Origin of the sequence: Escherichia sp. MOD1-EC5990, assembly GCF_002965285.1 — a bacterium.
Lineage (GTDB): Bacteria > Pseudomonadota > Gammaproteobacteria > Enterobacterales > Enterobacteriaceae > Escherichia > Escherichia coli_F.
Genome location: NZ_PTRV01000020.1, coordinates 40,013 through 61,837, shown reverse-complemented (window position 1 = coordinate 61,837; position 21,825 = coordinate 40,013). Strand labels below are relative to the sequence as shown.

The 21,825-nt window shown below is 52.4% G+C and carries 23 protein-coding genes; 2 read left to right on the top strand and 21 right to left on the bottom strand.

All coding sequences use genetic code 11. The features are described from left to right. Window positions 1-161: 161 nt before the first annotated feature. Window positions 162-329 carry a YhfL family protein gene (locus tag BEB42_RS19740; RefSeq protein WP_001031834.1) on the top strand — a complete coding sequence of 56 codons (168 nt, stop codon included), beginning with the start codon at window positions 162-164 and terminating at the stop codon, window positions 327-329. 104 nt (window positions 330-433) lie between these two features. Here BEB42_RS19740 and BEB42_RS19735 read toward each other — a convergent pair whose 3' ends face one another. From BEB42_RS19735 to hofM, 20 genes are all read right to left on the bottom strand, one after another. After that, window positions 434-1,519, bottom strand: coding sequence for an aminotransferase class I/II-fold pyridoxal phosphate-dependent enzyme (locus tag BEB42_RS19735; RefSeq protein ID WP_000847171.1), 1,086 nt, complete (start codon window positions 1,517-1,519; stop codon window positions 434-436). Between the two features lie 11 nt (window positions 1,520-1,530). Next, window positions 1,531-2,835 carry a YhfT family protein gene (locus BEB42_RS19730; protein ID WP_000366882.1) on the bottom strand — a complete coding sequence of 435 codons (1,305 nt, stop codon included), beginning with the start codon at window positions 2,833-2,835 and terminating at the stop codon, window positions 1,531-1,533. Between the two features lie 11 nt (window positions 2,836-2,846). Next, the gene (locus BEB42_RS19725) at window positions 2,847-3,200 is read right to left on the bottom strand and encodes a DUF2620 domain-containing protein (RefSeq protein WP_000719728.1); all 354 of its coding nucleotides are present in this window, start codon (window positions 3,198-3,200) and stop codon (window positions 2,847-2,849) included. Window positions 3,201-3,210: 10 nt separating this feature from the next. Next, on the bottom strand, window positions 3,211-4,089 hold the full coding sequence (locus BEB42_RS19720) for a phosphotriesterase-related protein (RefSeq protein WP_000006968.1): 879 nt from the start codon (window positions 4,087-4,089) through the stop codon (window positions 3,211-3,213). Next, window positions 4,086-5,312, bottom strand: coding sequence for a phosphopentomutase (locus BEB42_RS19715; RefSeq protein WP_000090572.1), 1,227 nt, complete (start codon window positions 5,310-5,312; stop codon window positions 4,086-4,088). Before BEB42_RS19715 ends, BEB42_RS19720 begins: the two co-directional genes overlap by 4 nt. Further along, on the bottom strand, window positions 5,312-6,475 hold the full coding sequence (locus BEB42_RS19710) for a YhfX family PLP-dependent enzyme (protein ID WP_000497387.1): 1,164 nt from the start codon (window positions 6,473-6,475) through the stop codon (window positions 5,312-5,314). The genes BEB42_RS19715 and BEB42_RS19710 overlap by 1 nt, the downstream gene beginning before the upstream one ends. 83 nt (window positions 6,476-6,558) lie before the next feature. Continuing rightward, the gene (locus BEB42_RS19705) at window positions 6,559-6,921 is read right to left on the bottom strand and encodes a hypothetical protein (protein WP_001353633.1); all 363 of its coding nucleotides are present in this window, start codon (window positions 6,919-6,921) and stop codon (window positions 6,559-6,561) included. Window positions 6,922-6,937: 16 nt separating this feature from the next. Then, window positions 6,938-7,843, bottom strand: coding sequence for a GntR family transcriptional regulator YhfZ (gene yhfZ, locus BEB42_RS19700; RefSeq protein WP_001254795.1), 906 nt, complete (start codon window positions 7,841-7,843; stop codon window positions 6,938-6,940). 269 nt (window positions 7,844-8,112) lie between these two features. Beyond that, on the bottom strand, window positions 8,113-9,117 hold the full coding sequence (gene trpS / locus BEB42_RS19695) for a tryptophan--tRNA ligase (protein WP_000165543.1): 1,005 nt from the start codon (window positions 9,115-9,117) through the stop codon (window positions 8,113-8,115). After that, on the bottom strand, window positions 9,110-9,868 hold the full coding sequence (gene gph / locus BEB42_RS19690; protein WP_001031719.1) for a phosphoglycolate phosphatase: 759 nt from the start codon (window positions 9,866-9,868) through the stop codon (window positions 9,110-9,112). Before gph ends, trpS begins: the two co-directional genes overlap by 8 nt. Next, on the bottom strand, window positions 9,861-10,538 hold the full coding sequence (gene rpe / locus BEB42_RS19685; RefSeq protein WP_000816280.1) for a ribulose-phosphate 3-epimerase: 678 nt from the start codon (window positions 10,536-10,538) through the stop codon (window positions 9,861-9,863). The genes gph and rpe overlap by 8 nt, the downstream gene beginning before the upstream one ends. 17 nt (window positions 10,539-10,555) lie before the next feature. After that, complete coding sequence (gene dam, locus BEB42_RS19680) at window positions 10,556-11,392, bottom strand: adenine-specific DNA-methyltransferase (protein WP_000742150.1); 837 nt, start codon at window positions 11,390-11,392, stop codon at window positions 10,556-10,558. A 106-nt stretch (window positions 11,393-11,498) separates the two neighbouring features. Continuing rightward, window positions 11,499-12,785 carry a cell division protein DamX gene (gene damX / locus BEB42_RS19675; protein ID WP_000343195.1) on the bottom strand — a complete coding sequence of 429 codons (1,287 nt, stop codon included), beginning with the start codon at window positions 12,783-12,785 and terminating at the stop codon, window positions 11,499-11,501. A gap of 91 nt (window positions 12,786-12,876) precedes the next feature. Next, window positions 12,877-13,965, bottom strand: a complete 1,089-nt coding sequence (gene aroB, locus BEB42_RS19670; RefSeq protein WP_000439850.1) for a 3-dehydroquinate synthase — start codon at window positions 13,963-13,965, stop codon at window positions 12,877-12,879. 56 nt (window positions 13,966-14,021) lie between these two features. Next, on the bottom strand, window positions 14,022-14,543 hold the full coding sequence (gene aroK, locus BEB42_RS19665) for a shikimate kinase AroK (protein ID WP_000818618.1): 522 nt from the start codon (window positions 14,541-14,543) through the stop codon (window positions 14,022-14,024). 400 nt (window positions 14,544-14,943) lie between these two features. Then, entirely contained in the window at window positions 14,944-16,182 is a 1,239-nt protein-coding gene (gene hofQ / locus BEB42_RS19660) for a DNA uptake porin HofQ (protein WP_000816018.1), read from the bottom strand. Further along, entirely contained in the window at window positions 16,094-16,498 is a 405-nt protein-coding gene (gene hofP, locus BEB42_RS19655) for a DNA utilization protein HofP (RefSeq protein WP_001353632.1), read from the bottom strand. The genes hofQ and hofP overlap by 89 nt, the downstream gene beginning before the upstream one ends. Next, the gene (hofO, locus tag BEB42_RS19650) at window positions 16,488-16,928 is read right to left on the bottom strand and encodes a DNA utilization protein HofO (RefSeq protein WP_000367369.1); all 441 of its coding nucleotides are present in this window, start codon (window positions 16,926-16,928) and stop codon (window positions 16,488-16,490) included. The genes hofP and hofO overlap by 11 nt, the downstream gene beginning before the upstream one ends. Beyond that, window positions 16,912-17,451 carry a PilN domain-containing protein gene (locus BEB42_RS19645; RefSeq protein WP_001069345.1) on the bottom strand — a complete coding sequence of 180 codons (540 nt, stop codon included), beginning with the start codon at window positions 17,449-17,451 and terminating at the stop codon, window positions 16,912-16,914. The genes hofO and BEB42_RS19645 overlap by 17 nt, the downstream gene beginning before the upstream one ends. Continuing rightward, entirely contained in the window at window positions 17,451-18,230 is a 780-nt protein-coding gene (gene hofM, locus BEB42_RS19640; RefSeq protein WP_001353630.1) for a DNA utilization protein HofM, read from the bottom strand. Before hofM ends, BEB42_RS19645 begins: the two co-directional genes overlap by 1 nt. Before the next feature lie 119 nt (window positions 18,231-18,349). Between hofM and mrcA the strand changes: the two genes are divergently transcribed. Next, a complete protein-coding gene (mrcA, locus tag BEB42_RS19635) occupies window positions 18,350-20,902 on the top strand; it encodes a peptidoglycan glycosyltransferase/peptidoglycan DD-transpeptidase MrcA (RefSeq protein ID WP_001562196.1) in 2,553 nt (850 codons plus the stop codon). 168 nt (window positions 20,903-21,070) lie between these two features. On the opposite strand, the gene nudE is transcribed toward mrcA, so the two are convergent. Beyond that, window positions 21,071-21,631, bottom strand: a complete 561-nt coding sequence (nudE, locus tag BEB42_RS19630; protein ID WP_000045742.1) for an ADP compounds hydrolase NudE — start codon at window positions 21,629-21,631, stop codon at window positions 21,071-21,073. Window positions 21,632-21,825 lie beyond the last annotated feature (194 nt).

The window sequence follows — 21,825 nt, the reverse complement described above, 5'->3', positions numbered from 1 at the left end:
ATTTGCTAATGGGTTATTTTCACCGTTACAGCGACTTACAAAATTAAGTCATTCACTCACTGACGCCAATTAAATATTCCTGTATCGTTCTTAATGAGCAGTCTGCTTATATTCATATAATAAATGAATATTAATTAATATATAATACATAGGGAATGTAAATGAACAAATTTATTAAAGTTGCACTGGTTGGTGCGGTACTGGCTACGTTAACTGCATGTACTGGTCATATTGAAAACCGTGATAAGAACTGCTCTTACGACTACCTGCTGCACCCAGCAATTTCTATTTCTAAAATCATTGGCGGTTGCGGTCCTACTGCACAGTAAGTCTCTGACAGAAATCGGCTAACACCGATTTAATGAGCTAACGCCCTCTGAATTTTCCGAGGGCGTATTTTTCTCCATACTCTGCGAAAACATCGTTCCCAGAATTAAACGCTGGCAATACTCTCGCGCAAAATCCGCAATACCGTCTCATCACCGCTGCGATTCGGGTTAATACGAATCGCACAATGTTCTAATTGCGGATTCGCCTGGCGAAACGTTCCGGAAAGGCGATAAAAAAGCGGCGGGATCTCATATTTCGACTCTGCACCAACCGGGTAAGGCAACGCGCCGCGCTTTTGCGCCTCTTTAAGCACTCTGGCGGCAATCGGTTGATGAAACTCCACAATCAACACCTTCGACTGCGCATTGGCAATCACCGCGCTTTTCACTTCCGCCACTGCGCCACCGTTAAGTAAAGCCAGCAACCGTTCAGATACCCCCGCCTGCACCGCGTGCATCACTGGCGCAAACACCAAACCACGCAAGACTTCCAGCGCCTGTGAGCCCTGAATCTGGCTGCCGCCAGAGTAAAGCGTAGCGCGAATACGGTTGATAACATCGGCATCGCCTACCACCGCGCCAACACCCTCTGGTCCAAACAGCTTGAAACAGGAGAATGTCGAAACATTCGCGCCGCATTCACAGCCAATGCGCGCCACCTTCATCACCGCATAGTTGTCATCGGTTAAGGCTGGAACACCTGCTGCGCGCAGCGTTGCCAGCACATCTGCCAGTACATAGCTGTCCTGCGGCTGCTGGCGCGTATGCTGCACCAGCGCGGCATCAGGTTGTTGCTCTTCAATGGCCTCTTTAAGCGCCGACAGGTCGTTGAAATCAGCTGTAATAAGCGTCAGCCCCATCTGCTCAATAATGACCTGAGTCGTCGGGTAAACAGGCGCGTCATGCACCAGAAGACGCTGCCCCGATTTGAGCAAAGCTGCCAGCCCGACGCGAATTGCTCCAGTACCCGCGCCCTGCACCAGCGCCGCCGCTGGCGCATGAAACGCATCAGCCAGCACCTGCTCCACACGCTGAGTAATGCGCGGTTGATTCAGCCCCGGCGTTAAGCCTAAATCCCCGCGGGTAAGAAACTCCGCGCCGGGAAAATGGCGGCAAATCGTATCCACCAACGCAAACTGCTTTTGCTGCGCTTCAATAAGCGTCAGGCTTTGCAAAGGAAACGTCTTCATAGGTGCCTTCTTTAAGCCGGAACGAACAGACCAAGCCAGTAAAGAACATTCAGCAGGATGCCAGTGATCATTACTGCCACGACCGGTGCCGCCATTTTCTGTACCGGACGGCCCAGAGATTCGTTGAGGAAGTAAATGGCAACCGCGATAGAGAATCCGGTATAGCCCGCCATCTTAATTGCTGCGAAAATCGAACCGACCAGCAGAGCCACTTCCATCAGCATATTCATGGCGTTACGGATGTTATCCGACGCATTACGTACCGATGGGTAGCGTCCCAGCCATTTGCCGATCGAACGAAGTAACAGGACTTCTGCCGAAATAACCACTGCGCCTAATACCGCCGCAACCATCGGATTCGGCGAGAGATAGCCCACCGCATAAACAAAGGTAAAGCCCGCAACTGCATACACACCTGTTGCTAACGCGGTGGTGGCAATCAACGGCACAAAACCCAGCCCGCGCATAAATTCCGCCAGCGCCGCCTGGTTGATCAGCGTTTGTGATTGTTCCGGCGTTACACCTGCGGAATATGCTTTCTCCAGGGTGAAGATCGACACTTCACTACCAGCAAAAATCTTCATGCTGGCAACGGCGGCAATCAGCGCCCCTACGATGGCGATATAGGGTAAATTTTTGATAATCCTCGACGTACGTTCTTCAAACACCGACATACCGCTGGCATCGATGTCATTTTCATCACGATGACGCAGGTCGTGAGTTATCGCGATCCCCAGCAGCATCACCATGCCAATAAAGATTTCGATGGATTCCGGATTGAGATGCGGGAAATAGCGCACTACCACCACACGGGTCATCAACACTACCACGGCGGCGATCAGACTTTGCTTCCAGCCAAACTGGTAGAAAATCGCCACCAACGGGAACAGTGCAAAAGCTGAAACCACTGGCGAGCTTAATTCCCCCAGACTACCTAATACATCCACCGGTAGCGCGGTCAGCAGCTGGTTTACCGGCAGCAGACAGGTGAGGATCAGTACGCCCCAGAGTGCACCAAGGCCAAACGCCATCAGGCTGTTTATCGCCAGGACACCGAGGATATCGGTAGGAAGAAAGAGTAACCATGCGTTGAGCAACCCGGTTTTCAGGGTAAAAGAGATCCCCACCGAGGCCACAAAACCAATGCTCAGACCAAAAGCGATACTCCCCGCCTCACGACGGTTCATATAGCCTTCAATCAGTTGCGGCAGGATCGGGCGGATACCGTCATGAAAAACGGCTGCCGAGCGATGCGCCAGAAGCGATGTCATACCCGTCAGGCACGCCACCACGATAATCTGAATATACAGATCCATAGTCGTGCCTTTTATTTCAGATGGTTAATCAGCATCGGAATCGCGTGTTCGACATGCTCAACGGAAAGCCCAAACGCCACTTTCCCTTCGGCGATCATTTTGGCGATATGCTCGTCTTTCGCTTTAATGCCCGGCTTGGCAATGGTGCAACTTTTGTTATAGCCAATCACCGCGATGGCAATCGACAATGCCGCGCCCGCACCGGTATTACACGCGCCGATGTAGTAATCCAGTTGCCCGGATTTCACCTTCATCGCCGCTTCCATGTCGTTGTGAATGAAAACTTCAAAACAGCCAGGAGCCGTCGCTTCAATGGTTTTTTTAATCTGCTCACGCTGTAAGCCTGCAACACCAATCTTTTTCATGAGTCTGTCCTTATTGGAAAAATTGAGAGGGATTTTCACGTAACATCACATCCACATCGGCCTGACTGAATCCTGACTGGCGCAATTGCGGAATAAAGGTGGTCAATAAATAGTCATAGCCATAACCACCGTTGGCTTTTAAATGGGAGCGGCGCGTAATATCCATCGACAGCATGACGCGGTTCAGCAAACCACGGTCACGTAGCGCGTGGAGCATCGCAATGCGCTTTTCGTCCGGGTAGTAACTGTTCTTGCCGATGGTGTCGAACTGCACATACGCGCCGAGATCGATCATCTTCAAAATGTTGTCGAGGTTGTCTTTCAGATCGCAGTGCCCGACGGTGACGCGCGAAAGATCAACTCCGTGGGCTTGCAACAGAGCCAATTGCTCCAGCCCCATAGTGCTGAACGACGTATGCGTGGAGATGGGGCATCCGGTCTGGTTATGCGCCAACGCGGCGGCAATAAACACCTTCTCTTCCAGCGGCGTAATCTTTCCTTCGCTGGAGCCGATCTCCGCGATGATCCCGGCTTTCAGCTCCGTGCCATCGATACCCTGTTCAATTTCATCGACCATCTCCTGCGCCAGTTCCTGCACGCTGCGGGTCGCCACATGTTGCGGGAAAAACGCGTCCTGGTAATAACCGGTGCAGGCCACCACGTTGATCCCCGTCTCGTGCATTACATCGAGCATAAATTGTGCATTGCGCCCCATGTAACGGTTGGTCATCTCAATCACATTACGCACACCCAGTGCCATCAGGTCGTTCATCTCCTGGCAAATGAACGCATACTGATCAAGGCGGCAGTCCACGTTGTTTTTAAAGCCGGAGAGATCAATATGCAGATGCTCATGGGCGAGGGTGAAGCCCGTCGGATCAAAACTCATAGGGTGTCTCCTGCAAACCGGAGGGAGGAAAGAAAAGAGCGACCATTTTGTGGCGGTGGCGCACGGAAAAATTCACACACGGTAGCCCCCACATCAGAAAGCGTGGTGCGCACACCGAGTTGCGTGTGGACCAGCCCTTGCTGATAAACCAGCACTGGCACTACTTCACGGGTATGGTGGCTGTGACCAATGGTCGGATCGTTACCGTGATCCGCCATCACGACCAGGCAATCATCTGGCTGCATCGCCTCAACAAGCCGGGCAAGGTTACGGTCAACCACCTGCAAACGTTCGGCATAGCGTGCGACGTCTTCTGCGTGACCAGCGAGGTCAGTTTCCTGAATGTTGGTGCAAATAAACGCCGTCGGATGCGTGTTAAATTCGTCGAGGGTGATATCCATAATCCGCTGGCTATCCACCAGGTTTTGCCAGCTCACGCCATAAGGATTGCTGACGATATCTGCCACCTTACCCACCAGCACGGTTGGCACGCCTGCTTCATACAGTTTTTGTGGCACCTGCACTTTTTCATCGACGCCATAGCCCATATGCACGACCTGGAAACCGTTGTCATAAGCGCCAGAACGCGGCGCGTTGATGCCAATAAAGCGCCCTTCTTTGCTTTCTGCGGCATCGAGAATACGCTGACTGTCGGTTAACAGGCCGCCAAATGTAATGACCCGACCGACCTGTACCTGGTCACGCACGATACGACCAATTTTGATTGCGTCGTCAAAAGAGATCACAGAGAGATTGGCGGTAATGTTATAGACTTGGCCTAAATCCGCCTCGAGATTATCGCCAATCGCAACCGCCTGATTGACCCACAGAAATTGCAGATCATCGCCACGGCGCTCAACCCACCAGCCAGCGGTGACTAATGCCTGTTCAACACGGTCAATCGCATCGCGAAAGGGCATCCGCAGCGGCGGTAACGGGCGCGTGCCTAAAATTTCCTGATGCCCCATAAAGGTGTCGCCACCTTCATGTTGCAACTCTGCCACGCCCCAGGTTGCGGAGTCTGACGGCTGCATATCGCCTGGCGCATAACCTAATGCGTTGATTAGCCCCATTTTCTCCAGCGTTGGTAGCTGCAAATGCGGCAACTGGCTCAGGATGTGACCACAGGTATTCGCCCCGGCATCCTGTGGGCGCACCAACATGACATCTTTCATTGCGCCTACGCCAAAGCTATCAATCACTAACACCACAAATCGCGCCATTACGCCTCCAGAGGGTTACCGAGGCTGTCATAACGCCCCACAATTTCTGCCGCGCCGCGCTGAATACCCGATACCAGCACCACATCGCTACGGCTGACAAAAATCTGCGTGCGAAAGCAGAGCACCACAGCACTGCTTACCGAATGCTCGCCTGCCAGCGGCAGGGTGTAGTCGATACTGCTGTCATCTACGGCTTTGAGATATGTTTCAGTAATGCTTTGATTTTCTGGCGTAAATACCAGTGCGTTATGCGCATGCCCACGACGGTAATAGCCACCGCCATAGCAATAACTGTCGCCACGGAAGTGATGGGAAATTTCACTTAACCAAAGCATGGCGATACGTTCAGGTTGGTCGCCCTGCTGGTTTGCCGGAATCGTCCCCGTCAGTGCATGGCCGGGTTCGGCATGAGTCACACCGTATTCCGCCAGTAATGGCAGCGAAGTGCAGCTGGTCGCTGAAGGCGCGTTTAATTGCTCAAGTACAACTCCAGACTTCAGAAGTTGGTTACGAGCATTGACCAGCGTCTGGAGGTTCGGTGTTGGCAAAACTTTCCCGGCAGCCTCATCCCATAGCAGGCAAGGGAAATGGGTTAATCCGGCTAAATGTAACCCCGGTAGTTTCTGGATTTCAGCAACCACCTCATGCAGCGAATGCTGTGCAAAACCGCTCTCCTGCCCCGGATAAAGAAAATCATCGTCGCTATAAACTTTGAGCAGCACAGGCTGGACCCGCCCGGCCGTCACCGCTGCGGCAGAAACTTCCCGCGCTTTATCGAGGGTAAACACGGTGATGACGTCGGTGCCCTGTTCAACGGCGTCAGCAACCTGATGACAAGGGATTTGTACCAGATGCCCCTGATGCGCCACCGATAAACCTGCGCGGCGCATGATTCGTGCCTCTTTGTAATCCACCGCCACAATGCCGCTGTAACCCAGCGCCAGCAGTTTTTCTGCCAGCCACGGATTACGACCGAACTGTTTGGTCATCAGATACAGTTCAATACCGTAAAGCCGTGCCGTCTCAATCAGCCGCTTACCGTTTTCCAGTACCTGATCGACGTCGATTACCCAACTGTCCGGGGCGATTTTGCCCTGTTGCCACAAACTGAGTGCGACGGAAATCAGTGCCGGGTTCTGGCGTTTCAATGCTTCTACAAACATCTTGTTGCCTCGTTTCTGTTCCTTGAATTAAATATTCATTTTTTTGAATATTTAAGATGCGCGACGTGGATTTGCCGGGAGATTCAGACCTCTTCGTTAGCGGCCATCCATAATCCATAAAGATTGGCCAGCAAATAGCCTTCTTCACACGGGTTAACTTCCAGTGCGAATTCCTTCAACAACACCTGATGCAATTGTAAAATGGCTGGCCAGTGGCTGGATTGCGCCAGCTCTGCCAGCAATTCGTCATCCAACGGCTCTATTTCTTCACCACGGCGACTGCGCATCAGTGCGCTCGCCATATGTGTCATCGCCATCATTCCTTGCTCGCTGCGTACCGGTAGATGACACTCTGTTTCCAGTACGTTGACGACCTGCATCATGCCTTTGCAGATGTCCTTATCAATAACGCCTGCCTCACAAAGCAGGTTGAGTCTGGTTTCCATTTCAGATGCCTTTCGTTTAATAACTGGGTTCCTGTTCCCCACTGACTACTCGCTGTTGATGAGCAAGCAGGGCATGTTTATCTACAACCGTACGTAGTAGTTGTTGCATTGGGTAATCATCGGCACGCGTTAGTATCACGGCTTCAGTAGCCTGTAAAAATCGCGGATCGTTCGTCAGTGGCATCGCTTCTAATCCCAGCATGGCCAGTTCGCTCTCCGCTACCACATTCCAGATCACCGCATCGACATCGCCTTTAACAATGCGTTGTAAACTCTCGTGATAAGAGAGATCGGCTCGTTCCACATCACTATCGCCAAAAAAGACATCGGTCATGATTTTCTGATCCGCCGAACGGTTATCCAACCCCACGCGTTTCACCTTTGCAGCCTCTCCTTTACGGCAAATCAACTGATGCTCACCAACGTAGGTATGCGGCCCCAACTCCAGCGCGAGGCATAAGCCTTTTTGCGTGAGATAACTTTCTGCCGCCAGTCGGGAAACCACCGCCATGTCATACACGCCGTTAAGTAAACACTCCACACGAATATCCGCGCCGCGCATATGCGCATAATAAAAAGGAGTGCCATCAAACTGAGCTTTCAGTCCACTCGCTAAACCTTCGTACAAGCGGGTATAGGGCAAGGGCATGGCACACACAACGTTGTTGATATCCACATGACTCAGCAGTGCTTTGTTATCCATTTCCACCAGATAACTGCCATTGCGCCCGCGGCGTTTAATTCGTATCGCACCGCTTGATTCCAGCGTTTTCAACGCGGCCTGCGTCAGGCCAACGGATGAATGGCATTCAGTTGCCAGTTCATCTATGGTTTTCAGTCGATTACCGCATTTTTCACCCAACAAATAACGGGCCAGTGTCGTGATGACGACGCCTTCTTTTTTGATAAACGTTCGACGCATAGTAAATTTTCATTAAATTGAATATTTATATATTCAGGAATTCGAAGATAAGGCGCAACAGCGAGATGTGGAAACGGCGAGGCGCTTCACATTTTTTCGGATTATTGCAAATAGGAGGATAAAAAACCGGGTTTCCCCGGTTTCAGAGTGATGACGAATTGATTTATTCGACAATGCGAGCAGAGGGTAATTCGCACTGGCGCTTGCCTGCTCCCCTCACCCTAACCCTCTCCCCAAAGGGGCGAGGGGACTGTCCGAGCGTTTTGATATTACGGCTTCGCCACAAATCCAATCGCTTCGTACACCGCTTTTAGCGTACGGGAAGCGTGTGCGCTGGCTTTTTCTGCGCCATCTTTCATCACCTGTTGCAGGAAGGCTTCGTCATTGCGGAAACGGTGATAGCGTTCCTGCAATTCAGTCAGCATACCGGAAACGGCATCAGCCACTTCGCCTTTCAGATGACCATACATCTTGCCTTCGAACTGTTTTTCCAGTTCCGGGATACTCTGGCCAGTTACCGCAGAAAGAATATCCAGCAGGTTGGAAACGCCCGCTTTATTCTGCACATCGTAGCGAACTACCGGCGGCTCGTCGGAGTCAGTGACCGCGCGTTTGATTTTCTTCACTACCGATTTCGGATCTTCCAGCAGGCCGATAACGTTATTGCGGTTATCGTCAGACTTGGACATCTTCTTGGTCGGCTCCAGCAGCGACATTACGCGCGCGCCAGATTTTGGAATAAACGGTTCCGGCACTTTAAAAATGTCGCCGTACAGCGCATTAAAACGCTGAGCGATATCGCGGCTCAGTTCCAGGTGCTGTTTCTGGTCTTCACCCACCGGCACCAGATTGGTTTGATACAGTAGGATATCCGCCGCCATCAGCACCGGATAGTCAAACAGACCAGCGTTGATGTTCTCGGCATAACGCGCAGATTTATCTTTAAACTGCGTCATGCGGCTCAGTTCGCCGAAGTAGGTATAGCAGTTCAGTGCCCAGCCTAACTGCGCATGTTCCGGCACGTGGGACTGAACAAAAATGGTGCTTTTCTCAGGATCGATACCACAAGCCAGATACAAGGCCAGCGTATCCAGCGTCGCTTTACGCAGCTTCTGTGCATCCTGGCGCACGGTGATCGCGTGTTGGTCAACGATACAGTAAATGCAATGGTAGTCATCCTGCATGTTTACCCACTGACGCAGCGCACCCATGTAGTTACCAATGGTCAATTCACCTGAGGGCTGTGCGCCACTAAAAACGATGGGCTTAGTCATTTTTCGATTCCTGATTTTCGCTATGCGGAAGCCCTAATGCGGGCAGAAGGTCATTGATAGACTGATAAATTACATCAGGCTGGCTAAGATCGATAGCCTCGCCGTAGTTATATCCGTAGGTTAAGCCAACTGAAGGGCAACCGGCTGCTTTTGCTGCCTGAATATCATTGCGGGAGTCGCCAACAAACAGCATCTGTTGTGGGGCAATGCCCATCCGCTCAGCCACCAGTAACAGTGGGTCCGGGTGCGGCTTTTTGTTTTTCACATCATCGCCACCGATCACCACGCTGAAATATTTGGCGATATCTAAGGCTTCGAGCAGTGGCGCGACGAACGGCGTCGGTTTGTTGGTGACCAGACCTAGCGGCAGGCCTTTTGCCTGCAATGCGCCCAGCGTATCGGCAACGTGCGGGAACAAAAACGTCCCCTCTTCGGCAACCTCGCCATAGTAGCGATCGAACAGTTTACGCAGAATACGTACCTGTTCTTCTGCCGGAATGTCGTCATCAACGGGCGGTTTACCCATTGTTTTACGCAGAGTCGCACGTTCCTGACGCGCCCAAGTCAATGCACGCTCCATCAGAACATCTGCGCCATTACCAATCCAGGTAATAACACGCTCTTCACCTGCGACGGGCAACTCCAGCGCATACAGCGCCATATCTACCGCAGCAGCCAGACCAGGAGCACTGTCCACCAGCGTACCATCGAGATCAAAAGCGACGCCGCGAATATCTTCAAACTTATTCATGACTTACCTTTGCCAGTTCACTGCGCATTTCATCAATGACCTTTTTGTAGTCTGGCTGATCGAAAATGGCCGAACCAGCGACGAACATATCGGCACCTGCCGCAGCGATTTCGCCAATGTTGTTCACCTTCACGCCGCCGTCCACTTCCAGTCGAATGTCGAAGCCAGACTCGTCGATACGACGACGTACTTCGCGCAGTTTATCCAGTGTTTGAGGAATGAAAGACTGACCGCCGAAACCAGGGTTGACGGACATCAGCAGGATCACATCCAGCTTATCCATCACGTAATCCAGATAGCTCAGCGGTGTCGCCGGGTTAAATACCAGCCCCGCTTTACAGCCATTTTCTTTAATCAGTTGCAGCGTGCGGTCAACATGCTCGGAGGCTTCTGGATGAAAGGTTATGATGCTGGCACCAGCGGCAGCGAAATCTGGCACAATGCGATCGACCGGTTTCACCATCAGATGCACATCAATAGGGGCAGTAATGCCATAATTACGCAGAGATTTCAGCACCATCGGCCCAATCGTCAGATTGGGAACATAGTGGTTATCCATGACGTCAAAATGCACGACATCAGCGCCAGCTGCCAGGGCTTTTGCGGTATCTTCACCCAGGCGGGCAAAATCAGCCGACAGAATTGAGGGGGCAATCAAATACTGTTTCATCCGCTTCTCCTTGAGAATTATTTTTTCGCGGGTGAAACGACTCCTGGTTTGTACAAAGCCAGCAGTTCGTCCACCTTTTTACGTGTGCCGCCGTTGCTGCTTATACTGCGTCGAACTTTGACGACATGCAATTTTGCGCGCTGATACCACTCACGCGTTAACATCGTATCGTGATTGGAGATCAGCACTGGAATATGGCGCTCAACCAGACCTTCGGCGATCTCCGCCAGATGCGCTTGTTGTTCAAGCGTAAAACTGTTTGTGTGATACGCCGTAAAGTTGGCGGTCGCAGACAGCGGCGCATAAGGCGGATCGCAATAGACGACGGATGCCTCATCTGCGCGCGCCATGCTATCGGCGTAAGACTCACAATAGAAAAAGGCATTCTGCGCTTTTTCAGCGAAGTGATACAACTCTGCTTCCGGGAAATAGGGTTTTTTGTAGCGGCCAAACGGCACGTTAAACTCACCGCGCAGATTGTAACGACACAGGCCGTTGTAACCGTAGCGGTTCAAATATAAAAACAGTACCGCCCGACGGAACGGATCCTGGCTTTTGTTGAACTCTTCGCGGAACTGATAGTAAACCTCGGCGCAATTTGTTTCGGGAACAAACAGCTCGCGTGCGGCCTGTACGTACTCATCAGTACGCATCTTCACAATGTTATAGAGACTGATCAGGTCGCTATTGATATCGGCAAGGATATAACGAGAAAAGTCGGTGTTGAGAAACACCGACCCGGCACCTACAAAAGGCTCAACCAGACATTCGCCCTTGGGCAAATGCCGTTTAATATCATCAAGCAGGGGATACTTGCCCCCTGCCCACTTCAAAAAAGCGCGATTTTTCTTCATGCTGACTAACTAATTACACCTTCTCCGGCTGTGGAGAAAGCTCCGACAGCATCCAGCGCTTCAGGCAACTCCCGCGATGATAAACCATTGCGGGAGATAACCTTGATTACTTCAGATCGGCCTGTACCTGACGCAGCGGTTTCGCCCACGGGTTTTTGGCCTGGACATCTGCTGGCAATGTAGATACCGCTTTTTTCGCCTCTTCTTTCGAAGCGTACACGCCAGAAACCAGGACATACCACGGCTGACCATTACGCGTCGTTTCATAGACAACGTAGTTTTTCAGATTCTCTTTCTTCGCCCAACCGTTCAGGTTGTCGTAGTTAGAGGAACTGCTCAGCTGCAGAGTGTAATGGCTGGACGGTGCCGATTTCAACGAACCAACATTACCTGCGGTCTTCCCTCCAGCGGCTGGTGTTGCCGTGGTTTGCGCCGGGGATGCCGTCTGTACTGGAGCCGTAGTTGCGGTCTCTTTTGGTGCTGGCGTAGAGGTCGCAGCCGGTGCCTTCGTGCTCGCCACAGGAGCAGCTGGTTCAGTACGCTTCGGTGTCTGTGCTACCGGCTTCGGTTCCGTTTTCACGGTTGCTTGCGGTTTTTTCGGTTCAATCACCGCCTGCTGGCGAGCTGGACGCGTAGTGGCCGGACGTTCAGCGGTTTGCGTTTTCGCCGTGTCACGCGATGCATTGCCATTGCGAACAGGCGCGACCGTCGCGGGTTCAGTCGGCAACGTGGAATTGACCGCCACATTATTCAACTGTTGCTGATTTTGTGGCTGGGTCAGCGCATTGTTCAGGTCACCCTGCACTTCAACACGTTGTTGACCATCCGTTGCCGCCGGGGTTTGCCCTTGAGTCGGCGTAGAAGAGATCGGCGGCAGAGAAACATCCTGCTGAGTATTTTCCGCAGACGTGGTTCCCGGCGCTGGCTGCACGCCATTCGCCTGATCGGTCGCATTGCCAGCAAGATCAATACTCTTCTCGCCAGACGCGGTTTGATCGCTGGAAGAGGTCGAGGGGGCTTTTAGCGCAGAACCGATACCGATGATCAACAGCAGGAGAACCAGAATGCCGACGCCCATCATCATATACTGACGAGAAGCGGGTTTACTGGCTGCTTTTTTGCGCTTACGCGGACGACGCTCTACGCGCTCTTCATCCACGGTTTCATCTTCGGATTCGTCAATTTCTTCTTCGATTTCCGGTTCCTCATTGCGCTCTTTTTGCGCACGAGTCGGACGGCGATCGTCAGTGTCATCAAGTTCAATATCATCAAAATTGATCTGCGGTTCGCCACGTTCAGTACGCTCAGAACGTTCAGAAGATTGACGAGAACGACCAGTACGACGATCGCTGGGATCGGGTTTCAGCTCGTCTTCTGGTTTGAATTCATCCATTTAACACCCCACTAAAAGGTTAATGCTTACCACGTTGCAATTAACCTGAAGCTAATAGACCGCTTGATAAGCGGCCTGACCTTTCTTGTTGTTACGCTGATTGACAATCGGCAATGGCGTTAAGAACAAGCTCGTGCGAAACGCCGCTGCGAACTTCACTCTTACCAATTGCCAACGGAAGAATTAAGCGCATCTCTCCCGCAAGGACTTTCTTGTCACGCAGCATATGCGGTAAATACGCCTGCGCGGACATTTCGCGCGGCCCATTGACCGGTAACCCAGCCCGCGTGAGCAGGGTTATAATACGCTGCGTTTCGGCAGAACTAAACTGCCCGAGACGTTCCGACGTCCGCGCCGCCATCACCATACCCGCAGCAACCGCTTCACCGTGTAACCAATTGCCATACCCCATTTCAGCTTCAATGGCATGACCAAAGGTGTGTCCCAGATTCAGTAAAGCACGTAACCCGGTTTCGCGCTCGTCGGCGGCGACAACTTCTGCCTTCAGTTCACAACAACGGCGAATACAGTACGCCATTGCCGGACCATCCAGACGCAATAACGCATCCAGATTCTCTTCCAGCCAGTTGAAAAACGCACCGTCAAGAATAATGCCGTATTTGATGACTTCTGCCAGCCCCGACGCTAACTCACGCGGGGGAAGCGTTTTCAGACAGTCGAGATCCACCACCACTGAAGCAGGCTGGTAGAACGCGCCAATCATGTTTTTACCGAGGGGATGGTTGACCGCGGTTTTGCCGCCAACGGAGGAATCGACCTGCGACAGTAACGTCGTCGGGACTTGAATGAAACGTACACCACGCTGATAACTCGCCGCCGCGAAGCCGGTCAGATCGCCCACTACGCCGCCGCCAAGCGCCACCAGCGTAGTATCGCGACCATGCGGCTTTTGTAACAACGCCGTAAAAACGGTATCGAGTACAGCCAGGCTTTTATACTGCTCGCCGTCAGGGAGGATAACGCTATCGACGTTAACACCCGCCTGTTCAAGTACGCCGCGGACCTTATCGAGATACAGAGGAGCCAGGGTTTCGTTGGTAACCAACATGACCTGCTCGCCCGATTTCAGCGGTAAGAATGAAGCTGGTTCATTAAACAAACCAGATGCGATGGTAATTGGGTAACTACGTTCCCCGAGAGTAACGACAATCCTCTCCATAACGCGACATCCACCTTAATTACTGTACCCGCAGACGAGTGTATATAAAGCCAGAATTAGTTGCTTTCCAGCATGTGAATAATCTGGTTTGCGACCACTTTAGCGCTTTGATCATCAGTACGAATGGTCACGTCGGCAATCTCTTCATACAGCGGATTGCGTTCATTGGCCAACGCTTCCAGAACTTCACGCGGCGGTGTTTCAACGTGCAGCAACGGGCGTTTTTTATCACGCTGCGTGCGTGCAAGTTGCTTTTCGATGGTCGTTTCAAGATAAACGACAACGCCACGTGCGGAAAGACGGTTACGCGTTTCGCGGGATTTCACAGAGCCGCCGCCAGTAGCCAGCACAATACCCTGTTTCTCGGTCAACTCATTGATGACCTTTTCTTCGCGATCGCGGAAGCCTTCTTCGCCTTCTAAATCGAAAACCCAGCCCACATCAGCTCCGGTTCGTTTCTCAATCTCTTGATCGGAATCGTAAAATTCCATATTGAGTTGTTGAGCTAACTGGCGCCCAATAGTGCTTTTTCCGGCACCCATAGGCCCAACCAGAAAGATATTGCGTTTCTCTGCCATTTTTTCGGTACTACTAAGACTATTCGTTAATGATAAACCCGCTTCGCTCAGAGAGCGCCGCAGGACATGAACTGAAACCTCATAAGATATTGCGAGAGTCAGACTGAAAATTATCTCAATACTCCAGCGGGTTTGGCAACTGAATAAATCACCCATCCCTCTGCATATCTGGTCGCTGCAAGCGCGCTGCCTTGCTACCACCGCTCTGGCGATAAATCACCGGGTAAGATTAGCGTAAAAAAGACAGCAAAATGCCGCCTGAATGATAAATCATCATCATGGAACGCAGGCAGCGAAGAGCACCAACTCTCAAATCGGTACTCCTTGTATGCTAAATACCTGCGCGCGTCAAATAGATGAAACACGTTCAGCGTAAAAACATTACCGCTTTTACGGCTGTTTACTCACTGGAAACCAGTCGTGGCGTGATAAACACCACTAACTCGCGTCGTTCATCTTCTTTTCCGTCATGACGAAATAATTGCCCGAACCAGGGAATGTCACCAAGCAACGGTACGCTATCCTGACCCGATTTATTTTTACGGGTAAAAATACCACCCAGCGCCAACGTTTCTCCGCTTTTGACCTCGACCTGCGTTTCGATCTCCTGCTTATCAATCGCCAGCACTTCGCCATCGGCCTGCTGTAGCACCTGCCCCGGAACGTTCTGGCTGATGTGTAATTTCAGCCGGATGCGACCTTTTTGTAACACCGTGGGCGTAACTTCCATCCCCAGGACGGCCTCTTTAAATTCCACCGACGTCGCGCCACTTTCCCCGCTGGAAACCTGATATGGAATTTCGCTCCCCTGTTTAATGCTGGCAGGCTGAAGATGTGAGGCCAGCAGACGCGGACTGGCGATAATATCCAGCTGCTGTTTTTGTTCGAGCGCGGAAAGCTCAAGATCCAGTAAACGTCCGTTGATGCGTCCAATGTTAAAACCGACATGCGTTGTCGCCGTCGCTACGGAGAGGTCGCTGCCAAGCGTGGTGACTTGCCCAACGCCACCAGCTTGTTGCGCATCAGCCAACGTCCATTTCACGCCTAACTCACGCAAACTTTTTTCATTAATGGTGACAATATGCGCCGACAGCTCAACCTGCCCGACCGGCAGATCCATTTGCGCTACCCACTGTTCAAGCGCGCTTAACGCCGCTTTGTTATCTCGCAGCAAAAGGCGATTGGTACGTTTATCAACGGTCATACTCCCTTTAGCACTCAGTAGTTTCTCCCCTGCTTTCGCCAGTTCTCCCGCGTCGGCGTATTGCAGGGTTATACTACGATTTTCCAGCGGCAGACTTGCCTGCACCCGCGCCTGTTCAGCCTCCTGACGGGCGATATTGTCATTCTGCCAGGCAACGGAATGCACCGAGAGAATGTTGCCCTCCTGACGCGTTATTAGCCCGGCGCTTTTCACTACAGTTTGTAGCGCCTGCTTCCAGGGAACATCTGTTAGATGTAATGACACCGTACCGCTGACGTCTGGCGACACCACCAGGTTCAACTTCTCCTGTTCAGCCAGCGCCTGCAACACCTGAGCTACCGGAACGTCATCCACCATCAGCGTCACTTTTTGCGGCTTTGCCGCCTGTACGCTGGGTATCAGCATCAACAGTAGTGCGGCTATCCATTGCTTCATTTGTATCTCCTTGCCGTTGCCACAACCATTGTGGCGGTTCGCAGTTTGTCCCGGTTCCCAGCGTTAGTGCGTCTGGCGTTAGCTGTAAGATCGTCCAGCCGTTTTCCAACACATCGTTTTGCTGCACCCGTCGCCATTTTTTTTGCCCATCTTTTATTACACCGATGATGTGCTCGCCTCGCCCTACCATCCCCTGATAGCGCCACTGGCTAAGTTCGCTAATCCGACATAGATCTTCCGGCGGTTTAAAAGGGTCACGCATACCGGTTAAAAGGCACAATGCAATGCCTGCTAACAACCAGCGTTTAACCCTCATGCGGCGTCTCCAGTTGTAGCGTGAACAAAAGGTCATCACCTTCCACGCTTAACGAAAAACGGCTCACGCTGACGTTGCGCTCTGCCAGCCGTGTAAATGCCGACGGCACTGCTTCCCACAGCGTTTTCAACGCCAACTCACCTCCCTGCGCGGATGGATGCCAGTAAACCAGTTGCGCGCCGGATAACTGAAAATCCAGTGGCGAAAAGGGCTGCGTTTTTTCCTCACTGAAGGGAGTGGTGTTTACCAGGCGATACAGTGCGGCCCACTGCTGGTAATGACTTGCCCGTAGTCGAATTAATGCGTCGCTCTCTTCCTGGTGTGTCGATGACAGAAAAATGAGCGTAACTAACATCATCAACCAGAATGCCCAGCAAAGCTGGCGGAGGCGGGGTGATGTGGCGAACCACCAGTCAAAGAGCATGTCCATCGCTAACCTTCCTTGTTAACAGATACTCAAATTGCCAGCGTCCCTGCGCATCCTGCTGCGTGGCCCCCCGCTGATTGAGATGAAAAGAAGCATCCTGGCGGAGTGACGTTTCCAGCGCGTTTAACGCGGTAATGCTTGTTGTTAGCCCCTTGATCTCCAGCGTTCCCTGCTGCCAGCTTATCGTTGTCAGCCAGGCGTGCTCGGGTAAAAGCGCCGCCAGTGCTTCCAGCGCAGATTGCCAGTCACGGGTAAATTGTCGCTGGCGCTGCCTTTGCAAACGCTGCTCACGAATTTGTTGGCGCTCCAGCAAACGTGGTTTCGTTATTTGTAAGCTGTGGGCGAGTTGTTGTTCCGCCTGAAGCAAAACGGCATCTACGCGAGCTTCGGCGTTGCTTGTCAGACGCAATATTAGCGTTATCCCGACGGTCAGCAGCAGAGGCGCAACGAACATCAGCAACCAGAAACGAAGAAAAGCGGTCCGGCGTTGCTGTCGCCAGGGCAAAAAATTAATTGGCGGGTTCATCAGTACGCCTTCCCTAGCGCCAGCCCCAGCGCGATGGCAAAGTCTCCACCTGGCGGCGGTAGCGGCGGCTGACGAACAGAAACCGCCTCCCACGGGTCAAATCCGCCTTCGCCACATAGCGCGACGCTTTCGGGATCAACGGATAACGCTGCCGCCAGCTCCTTCGCGCTAGTCATCCCCACCGCCAGTTTGCGCCCCCAGCTATAGCGCGTCGCCCACAGCCACTGTTCGTTATCACGCCAGGCCAGACATTGCTGATGAGAAGGTAAAAAAGGCAGGAATCGCTGTAATGCACTGGCATCCGGGGTGATCGCACTAACATGAACACGCAACCTTTCTGCCAAAGTAAGCAGCGTTGCCAGCTCTTTGCTTTGCGCGGCAGTCACGTTATAGGCGGGACTGAGTGAGTCTTCGCTGTAATCGAAGCGCAGGGAGTCCGGATCCATATCCAGCTCGCGGGCCATCGTCCCGGACAGCCAGGCCGTTTGCTCCCGCTCACCAAGGGACATCGACGGGCGCGGAAATGACCGCTGTAATGTGCGACTGGCGGGAAACGCCAACATAATGTGATGACGCTGCGGCAGTTCGCGACTCCACGGTAACAACGTTTTAGCCAGCCGCTGTGCATCGACAATCCGCCCATCTTTGATTATGTCGTTCTCCAGCGGCAACCGCCACCAGCGTTGCAAAAAGCATTCTTTTGCGCCCCGCACGATCGCAACCGCTACCGCTTCTTGCTGTTGTAAATGCAAACCAATTTGCCAGATCTTAAATGCCATTGTGATGATCTCCTTATCACCCGTCACTCTGACGGGTATATCAATGCGTCTGGCTTGCCTTTATACTACCGCGCGTTTGTTTATAAACTGCCCAAATGAAACTAAATGGGAAATTTCCAGTGAAGTTCGTAAAGTATTTTTTGATCCTTGCAGTCTGTTGCATTCTGCTGGGAGCAGGCTCGATTTATGGCCTATACCGCTACATCGAGCCACAACTGCCGGATGTGGCGACATTAAAAGATGTTCGCCTGCAAATTCCGATGCAGATTTACAGCGCCGATGGCGAGCTGATTGCTCAATACGGTGAGAAACGTCGTATTCCGGTTACGTTGGATCAAATCCCGCCGGAGATGGTGAAAGCCTTTATCGCGACGGAAGACAGCCGCTTCTACGAGCATCACGGCGTTGACCCGGTGGGGATCTTCCGTGCGGCAAGTGTGGCGCTGTTCTCCGGCCACGCGTCACAAGGGGCGAGTACCATTACCCAGCAGCTGGCGAGAAACTTCTTCCTCAGTCCAGAACGCACGCTGATGCGTAAGATTAAGGAAGTCTTCCTCGCGATTCGCATTGAACAGTTGCTGACGAAAGACGAGATCCTCGAGCTTTATCTGAACAAGATTTACCTCGGTTACCGCGCCTATGGTGTCGGTGCTGCGGCACAAGTCTATTTCGGTAAAACGGTCGACCAACTGACGCTGAACGAAATGGCGGTGATAGCCGGGCTGCCGAAAGCGCCTTCCACCTTTAATCCGCTCTACTCAATGGATCGTGCCGTCGCGCGGCGTAACGTCGTACTGTCGCGGATGCTGGATGAAGGGTATATCACCCAACAACAGTTCGATCAGACACGCACTGAGGCGATTAACGCTAACTATCACGCGCCGGAGATTGCTTTCTCTGCGCCGTACCTGAGCGAAATGGTGCGCCAGGAGATGTATAACCGTTATGGCGAAAGTGCCTATGAAGACGGTTATCGCATTTACACCACCATCACCCGCAAAGTACAGCAGGCCGCACAGCAGGCAGTACGTAATAACGTGCTGGACTACGACATGCGCCACGGCTATCGCGGCCCGGCAAATGTGCTGTGGAAAGTGGGCGAATCGGCGTGGGATAACAACAAGATTACCGATACGCTGAAGGCGCTGCCGACCTATGGTCCGCTGCTGCCTGCCGCAGTCACCAGCGCCAATCCTCAGGAAGCGACGGCGATGCTGGCGGACGGGTCGACCGTCGCATTGAGTATGGAAGGCGTTCGCTGGGCGCGTCCTTACCGTTCGGATACTCAGCAGGGACCGACGCCGCGTAAAGTGACCGATGTTCTGCAAACGGGTCAGCAAATCTGGGTTCGTCAGGTTGGCGATGCATGGTGGCTTGCACAAGTGCCGGAAGTGAACTCGGCGCTGGTGTCGATCAATCCGCAAAACGGTGCCGTTATGGCGCTGGTCGGTGGCTTTGATTTCAATCAGAGCAAGTTTAACCGCGCCACCCAGGCACTGCGTCAGGTAGGTTCCAACATCAAACCGTTCCTCTACACCGCGGCGATGGATAAAGGTCTGACGCTGGCAAGTATGTTGAACGATGTGCCAATTTCCCGCTGGGATGCAGGTGCCGGTTCTGACTGGCAGCCGAAGAACTCACCACCACAGTATGCCGGTCCAATTCGCTTACGTCAGGGACTGGGCCAGTCGAAAAACGTGGTGATGGTACGCGCAATGCGGGCGATGGGCGTCGACTACGCTGCAGAATATCTGCAACGCTTCGGCTTCCCGGCGCAAAACATTGTCCACACCGAATCGCTGGCGCTGGGTTCAGCGTCCTTCACCCCAATGCAGGTGGCGCGCGGCTACGCGGTAATGGCGAACGGCGGCTTCCTGGTGGACCCGTGGTTTATCAGCAAAATTGAAAACGATCAGGGCGGCGTGATTTTCGAAGCGAAACCGAAAGTAGCCTGCCCGGAATGCGATATTCCGGTGATTTACGGTGATACGCAGAAATCGAACGTGCTGGAAAATAACGATGTTGAAGATGTCGCTATCTCCCGCGAGCAGCAGAATGTTTCTGTACCAATGCCGCAGCTGGAGCAGGCGAATCAGGCGTTAGTCGCGAAGACTGGCGCGCAGGAGTACGCACCGCACGTCATCAACACTCCGCTGGCATTCCTGATTAAGAGCGCCCTGAACACCAATATTTTTGGTGAGCCAGGCTGGCAGGGTACCGGCTGGCGAGCAGGTCGTGATTTACAACGGCATGATATCGGCGGAAAAACGGGTACCACTAACAGTTCGAAAGATGCGTGGTTCTCGGGTTACGGTCCGGGCGTTGTGACCTCGGTTTGGATTGGCTTTGATGATCACCGCCGTAATCTCGGTCATACAACGGCTTCCGGAGCGATTAAAGATCAGATCTCAGGTTACGAAGGCGGTGCCAAGAGTGCCCAGCCTGCATGGGACGCTTATATGAAAGCCGTTCTTGAAGGCGTGCCGGAACAGCCGCTGACGCCGCCGCCGGGTATTGTGACGGTGAATATCGATCGCAGCACCGGGCAGTTAGCTAATGGTGGCAACAGCCGCGAAGAGTATTTCATCGAAGGTACACAGCCGACACAACAGGCGGTGCACGAGGTGGGAACGACCATTATCGATAATGGCGAGGCACAGGAATTGTTCTGATTAAAAAGGCGCTTCGGCGCCTTTTTCAGTTTGCTGACAAAGTGTCACTTTATTTATACCGGATACGGCGTGAACACGTTATCCGTCTGGCAACATCGAGAAAAATCAATATATTGCAGGAGCCGCGCAGGCCTGATAAGCATTGTGCATCAGGCAAACTTCACGCATTTACACTCGCCCCTGCTCCTTCAACCACTCGCGCACGAGGAACAGTGCGCTGACATTACGTGCTTCGTTGAAGTCAGGATCTTCCAGCAAATCCATCATATGCGCCAGCGGCCAGCGCACCTGTGGTAGCGGCTCTGGCTCATCGCCTTCCAGCGATTCCGGGTAGAGATCTTGCGCTACCACGATATTCATTTTGCTGGAAAAGTAAGACGGTGCCATGCTGAGCTTCTTCAAAAAAGTCAGATCGTTCGCACCAAATCCCACTTCTTCTTTTAGCTCGCGGTTAGCGGCTTCGTAGACGCTTTCACCCGGATCAATTAATCCTTTCGAAAAACCTAATTCGTAGGATTCCGTTCCCACTGCGTATTCGCGGATCAGGATCAGGTGATCGTCCACAATCGGCACAATCATCACCGCTTCCCGGTTGGTTGGACGCATTCGTTCATAAACACGCCGCACGCCATTGCTGAACTCCAGATCCACGCTTTCGACGGTAAACAGTCGTGAACGGGCTACAGTTTCAACATTCAGAATGGTGGGTTTTTGTAATGATTTGCTCATCGTGGGATCTATGCTGTGAAATCAGCGGTTATTGTGCGATATCGGACACGCTTTCGGCAATGTGAATTGCATGTTATTTACATTTATGTAACTTATTAAATAATCATCCTCAAATCAAATTAAAAGTCAATAGGTTGAAATAACTCCAGGAATTTGCTGATATTCCGCCTTCAGAGGGTTTGCTATGATCAGCG

What these genes read in the sequence shown, in the direction of transcription:
- BEB42_RS19730 (WP_000366882.1), bottom strand. Translation starts at nt 2,835, where the DNA reads ATGGATCTGTATATTCAGATTATCGTGGTGGCGTGCCTGACGGGTATG.
- BEB42_RS19705 (WP_001353633.1), bottom strand. Translation starts at nt 6,921, where the DNA reads ATGGAAACCAGACTCAACCTGCTTTGTGAGGCAGGCGTTATTGATAAG.
- rpe (WP_000816280.1), bottom strand. Translation starts at nt 10,538, where the DNA reads ATGAAACAGTATTTGATTGCCCCCTCAATTCTGTCGGCTGATTTTGCC.
- dam (WP_000742150.1), bottom strand. Translation starts at nt 11,392, where the DNA reads ATGAAGAAAAATCGCGCTTTTTTGAAGTGGGCAGGGGGCAAGTATCCC.
- hofM (WP_001353630.1), bottom strand. Translation starts at nt 18,230, where the DNA reads ATGGCATTTAAGATCTGGCAAATTGGTTTGCATTTACAACAGCAAGAA.
- aroB (WP_000439850.1), bottom strand. Translation starts at nt 13,965, where the DNA reads ATGGAGAGGATTGTCGTTACTCTCGGGGAACGTAGTTACCCAATTACC.
- hofO (WP_000367369.1), bottom strand. Translation starts at nt 16,928, where the DNA reads ATGGACATGCTCTTTGACTGGTGGTTCGCCACATCACCCCGCCTCCGC.
- hofP (WP_001353632.1), bottom strand. Translation starts at nt 16,498, where the DNA reads ATGAGGGTTAAACGCTGGTTGTTAGCAGGCATTGCATTGTGCCTTTTA.
- trpS (WP_000165543.1), bottom strand. Translation starts at nt 9,117, where the DNA reads ATGACTAAGCCCATCGTTTTTAGTGGCGCACAGCCCTCAGGTGAATTG.
- gph (WP_001031719.1), bottom strand. Translation starts at nt 9,868, where the DNA reads ATGAATAAGTTTGAAGATATTCGCGGCGTCGCTTTTGATCTCGATGGT.
- damX (WP_000343195.1), bottom strand. Translation starts at nt 12,785, where the DNA reads ATGGATGAATTCAAACCAGAAGACGAGCTGAAACCCGATCCCAGCGAT.
- BEB42_RS19740 (WP_001031834.1), top strand. Translation starts at nt 162, where the DNA reads ATGAACAAATTTATTAAAGTTGCACTGGTTGGTGCGGTACTGGCTACG.
- aroK (WP_000818618.1), bottom strand. Translation starts at nt 14,543, where the DNA reads ATGGCAGAGAAACGCAATATCTTTCTGGTTGGGCCTATGGGTGCCGGA.
- BEB42_RS19725 (WP_000719728.1), bottom strand. Translation starts at nt 3,200, where the DNA reads ATGAAAAAGATTGGTGTTGCAGGCTTACAGCGTGAGCAGATTAAAAAA.
- nudE (WP_000045742.1), bottom strand. Translation starts at nt 21,631, where the DNA reads ATGAGCAAATCATTACAAAAACCCACCATTCTGAATGTTGAAACTGTA.
- BEB42_RS19710 (WP_000497387.1), bottom strand. Translation starts at nt 6,475, where the DNA reads ATGTTTGTAGAAGCATTGAAACGCCAGAACCCGGCACTGATTTCCGTC.
- hofQ (WP_000816018.1), bottom strand. Translation starts at nt 16,182, where the DNA reads ATGAAGCAATGGATAGCCGCACTACTGTTGATGCTGATACCCAGCGTA.
- yhfZ (WP_001254795.1), bottom strand. Translation starts at nt 7,843, where the DNA reads ATGCGTCGAACGTTTATCAAAAAAGAAGGCGTCGTCATCACGACACTG.
- BEB42_RS19720 (WP_000006968.1), bottom strand. Translation starts at nt 4,089, where the DNA reads ATGAGTTTTGATCCGACGGGCTTCACCCTCGCCCATGAGCATCTGCAT.
- BEB42_RS19645 (WP_001069345.1), bottom strand. Translation starts at nt 17,451, where the DNA reads ATGAACCCGCCAATTAATTTTTTGCCCTGGCGACAGCAACGCCGGACC.
- BEB42_RS19715 (WP_000090572.1), bottom strand. Translation starts at nt 5,312, where the DNA reads ATGGCGCGATTTGTGGTGTTAGTGATTGATAGCTTTGGCGTAGGCGCA.
- BEB42_RS19735 (WP_000847171.1), bottom strand. Translation starts at nt 1,519, where the DNA reads ATGAAGACGTTTCCTTTGCAAAGCCTGACGCTTATTGAAGCGCAGCAA.